Source organism: Janthinobacterium sp. PSPC3-1 (genome assembly GCF_049896105.1).
In the GTDB taxonomy this organism is placed as follows: domain Bacteria; phylum Pseudomonadota; class Gammaproteobacteria; order Burkholderiales; family Burkholderiaceae_D; genus Janthinobacterium.
Window position 1 is genome coordinate 1 of record NZ_JAFCTQ010000079.1, and the last position, 4051, is coordinate 4051.

General features: G+C 60.6%; 3 protein-coding genes. 2 read left to right on the forward strand and 1 reads right to left on the reverse strand.

The features are described 5' to 3' along the window. The coding region (locus ACP7B7_RS31465; RefSeq protein WP_426079337.1) for a hypothetical protein at positions 1-394 on the forward strand (394 nt) is incomplete at its 5' end. A 99-nt stretch (positions 395-493) separates the two neighbouring features. Here the strand turns inward: ACP7B7_RS31465 and ppsR are convergent. Continuing rightward, positions 494-1342: a posphoenolpyruvate synthetase regulatory kinase/phosphorylase PpsR gene (gene ppsR, locus ACP7B7_RS31470; protein WP_426079338.1), complete on the reverse strand. Its 849-nt coding sequence runs from the start codon at positions 1340-1342 to the stop codon at positions 494-496. 150 nt (positions 1343-1492) lie between these two features. Here ppsR and ppsA point away from each other — a divergent pair, with 150 nt between their 5' ends. Further along, positions 1493-3928, forward strand: coding sequence for a phosphoenolpyruvate synthase (gene ppsA / locus ACP7B7_RS31475; protein WP_426079339.1), 2436 nt, complete (start codon positions 1493-1495; stop codon positions 3926-3928). Positions 3929-4051 lie beyond the last annotated feature (123 nt).

Consider the following 4051-nt stretch of genomic DNA (forward strand, 5'->3'; position numbering starts at 1 on the left):
TACCAACATCAGGCCACCGCCGCCACCTCCCGCTCAGATCGTCAACCCCGTCTTCCCCCATTCCCCGCGAAGAACCATTTATTATGCCCAGTTGCCTTCGCTTCTGGTGCAGGGTGTGCCGACTCCCTTCCTGTTTGTACCCGCGCTTCAGGTCAAGGCGGACGCACAGGGGAACCCGTCGGTATGGTGGGCAGCCAGCGGCGCGCCGCTGCAGCAGGCCGCCTGGCTCCGGTACGATTTCGCCATGTTCGTCATTGCATTCGCATTGCCCGAAGGCGCTGACATGATGTTTGAAATGGGCACGGCTGCGGGCTGGGGCAAGGTCGCTGGCAATGCGAAGAATGGGTCCCTGCTGGTGAGCATCCAGCAGCAAGTGCCCGTCACGAATCTGTAAGCGCTTGCCCTGTCGGTCTCTGTTTCCGGCCCATATGGATTGTTCATGCCGTGACCTGCGTCCGGCATGAACTCCTGGGCGATGGCCGCTCTTCCTGTATCAATAATCGCGGCGGTTCGGCTTGATCTCCTGCAGTATGGTGGTCGAGATCTCCTCGATCGACTTGGTGGTCGACGACAGCCAGCGTATCCCCTCGCGTTTCATCATTTTTTCCGCCTCGTTGACCTCGTAGCGGCAGTTTTCAATCGCCGCATACTTGCTGCCGGCGCGTCTTTCGTTGCGTATTTCCGACAAACGTTCGGGCGTAATGCTCAATCCAAAAATTTTATTCTTGAATTCGTATAAGGCCGACGGCAGCTTGTCGCGCTCGAAATCGTCGGGAATCAAGGGGTAGTTGGCGGCCTTGATGCCGTATTGCATGGCCAGGTACAAGCTGGTCGGCGTCTTGCCCGAGCGCGATACGCCCACCAGGATAACGTCGGCCGAGGAGAGGTTTTTATGCGACTGGCCGTCGTCGTGCGCCAGCGAATAATTGATCGCCTCGATGCGGTTTTTGTATTCCTCGCTGTCGACGATATTGTGCGAGCGGCCGATGGTATGGGTCGACATCACGCCCAGCTCCTGCTCCAGCGGCGCCACGAACGTCTGGATCAGGTCCATGTGCATGCCGCTGGACTTGCGGATCACGGCCGACAGGTCGGTCTTCACCAGGGTCGAAAAGATGATCGGGCGCTGGCCGTCGGCGGCGAAGGCTTCGTTGATCTTGCGCGCCGCGTCATAGGCCTTGTCCATGGTGTCGATGAAGGGCAGGCGCACCTGGCGAAAGCGCAATTCGAACTGCGACAGTACGGAATGGCCGAAGGTCTCGGCGGTGATGCCGGTGCCGTCAGAGACGAAGAAGACGGTGCGGGCCGCCGAGGGCAAGGGAGGGCGTGGTTCGGTTGTCATGGTTTTGAACTCAAGATTGTGCGTCGTCAATTTGCGCCGCACAAGGTAAAATGGCTGGAACGGTATTGATTGTGCTGCACGACGCCAAGAATAACAAGAAGACTGTCTGTGCGCCGCGCCTAAAGATTTCTAATCAGTAAGGGTGTCATTATGACCAACGCAGCATTGCAGGAGCAGCAGAAAGACCAGGACGCGGTGTACGTCGCCTCGTTCGAACATTTGCGCATGACCGATGTCGAATCCGTCGGCGGCAAGAACGCCTCGCTGGGCGAGATGATCAGCCAGCTGGCCGAAGCCGGCGTGCGCGTGCCTGGCGGTTTCGCCACCACCGCGCAAGCGTTCCGCGACTTCCTGTCGTATAGCGCCAATGGCGGCTTGCCGCTGGCGCAGCGCATTGCCGACCGCCTGGAAGGCCTGGACATCGACGATGTGCGTTCCCTGGCGCAAGCCGGCGCCGAGATCCGCCAGTGGATCGTCGAAACCCCGTTCCAGCCGCGCCTGGCCGCCGAAATCGATGCGTTCTACGCCAAGCTCGTGGCCGATTCCGATACCGAAATGTCGTTTGCCGTGCGCTCGTCCGCCACCGCGGAAGACTTGCCGGACGCATCGTTTGCAGGGCAACAGGAAACCTTTTTGAACGTGGTCGGCATCGACAATGTGCTCGACGCCATGAAGCAGGTGTTCGCCTCGCTGTACAACGACCGCGCCATTTCGTACCGCGTGCACAAGGGCTTTACCCACGCCGAAGTGGCCTTGTCGGCCGGCGTGCAGCGCATGGTGCGCTCGGACCTGGGCGCGGCCGGCGTGATGTTTACCATCGATACCGAATCGGGCTTCAAGGACGTGGTCTTCGTCACCTCCAGCTATGGCCTGGGCGAGACCGTGGTGCAGGGCGCCGTCAACCCGGACGAATTCTATGTGCACAAGCCGATGCTGGAAAAAGGCAAGTCGCCGGTGATCCGCCGCAATATCGGCTCCAAGCTGCTGAAAATGGAATTCACCAGCGAAGCGAAAGCTGGCCGTTCCGTGAAAACCGTCGACGTGCCGGTCGAAATGCGCAACCGCTATTCGCTCAACGACAGCGAAGTGGTGGAGCTGGCGAAATACGCCGTCATCATCGAAAACCATTACGGCCGCCCGATGGACATCGAGTGGGGCAAGGATGGCCGCGACGGCAAGCTGTACATCCTGCAGGCGCGTCCTGAAACCGTCAAATCGCAGCAGAAAGCGACCGACGTGCAGGAGCGCTTCAAGCTGAAAAGCACCGGTACCGTACTGACGTCCGGCCGCGCCATCGGCCAGAAAATCGGCGCCGGTCCGGTGCGCGTGATCCACGATCCGGCCGACATGGAACGCGTGCAGCCCGGCGACGTGCTGGTGGCCGACATGACCGACCCGAACTGGGAACCGGTCATGAAGCGTGCCTCGGCGATCGTCACCAACCGTGGCGGGCGTACCTGCCACGCGGCGATCATCGCGCGTGAACTGGGCGTGCCGGCCGTCGTTGGCTGCGGCGACGCCACCGACGTGCTGAAGGACGGCACGTTTGTGACCGTGGTGTGCTCGGAAGGCGACGAAGGCAAGATCTACGACGGCCTGCTGGAAACGGAAGTGTCGGAAGTGTCGCGCGGCGAACTGCCGAAACTCGACACCAAGATCATGCTCAACGTCGGCAACCCGCAGCTGGCCTTCGACTTCCAGTCGGTGCCGAACGCCGGTGTGGGCCTGGCGCGCCTGGAATTCATCATCAATAACAATATTGGTGTGCACCCGCGCGCGATCCTGGAATACCCGAACATCGACGCCGACCTGAAAAAGGCGGTTGAATCGGTGGCCCGTGGCCATGCTTCGCCGAAAGCGTTTTACATCGACAAGCTGGCCGAAGGCATCGCCACCATCGCCGCCGCGTTCTGGCCGAAAAAAGTCATCGTGCGCCTGTCCGACTTCAAGTCGAACGAGTACAAGAAGCTGATCGGCGGTTCGCGCTACGAGCCGGACGAAGAAAACCCGATGCTGGGTTTCCGCGGCGCGGCGCGCTACCTGTCGGCCGACTTCTCGGAAGCGTTCAACATGGAATGCGAAGCGATGAAGCGCGTGCGCAATGACATGGGCCTGACCAACGTGGAAATCATGGTGCCGTTCGTGCGCACCCTGGGCCAGGCCGAGAAAGTCATCGACCTGCTGGCGAAAAACGGCCTGAAGCGCGGCGAGAACGAGCTGCGCGTCATCATGATGTGCGAAGTGCCGTCGAACGCCATCCTGGCCGACCAGTTCCTCGACCATTTCGATGGCTTCTCGATCGGTTCCAACGACCTGACCCAGCTGACCCTGGGCCTGGACCGCGATTCCGGCATGGAATTGCTGGCCGCCGACTTCGACGAACGCGACCCTGCCGTGAAAGCGCTGCTGTCGCTGGCCATCAAGGCCTGTCTTGCACGCGGCAAGTACATCGGCATTTGCGGCCAGGGTCCTTCGGACCACCCTGACTTCGCCGTCTGGCTGATGGAGCAGGGCATCGAGTCGATGTCGCTGAACCCGGACTCGGTGATCGATACCTGGCAAAAACTGGCGGCGCTGAAAGCGTAAGCTTCCTCTCGTCCCCTGTGAAAAACCCGCTGCCGGCAATGGCAGCGGGTTTTTTTCTAGGTCAGCACATTTAGCTCATCGCACAGTTTCTCCAGTCCCGCCAGATAGTGGGCGGGATCCTTG

What these genes read in the sequence shown, in the direction of transcription:
- ppsR (WP_426079338.1), bottom strand. Translation starts at nt 1,342, where the DNA reads ATGACAACCGAACCACGCCCTCCCTTGCCCTCGGCGGCCCGCACCGTC.
- ppsA (WP_426079339.1), top strand. Translation starts at nt 1,493, where the DNA reads ATGACCAACGCAGCATTGCAGGAGCAGCAGAAAGACCAGGACGCGGTG.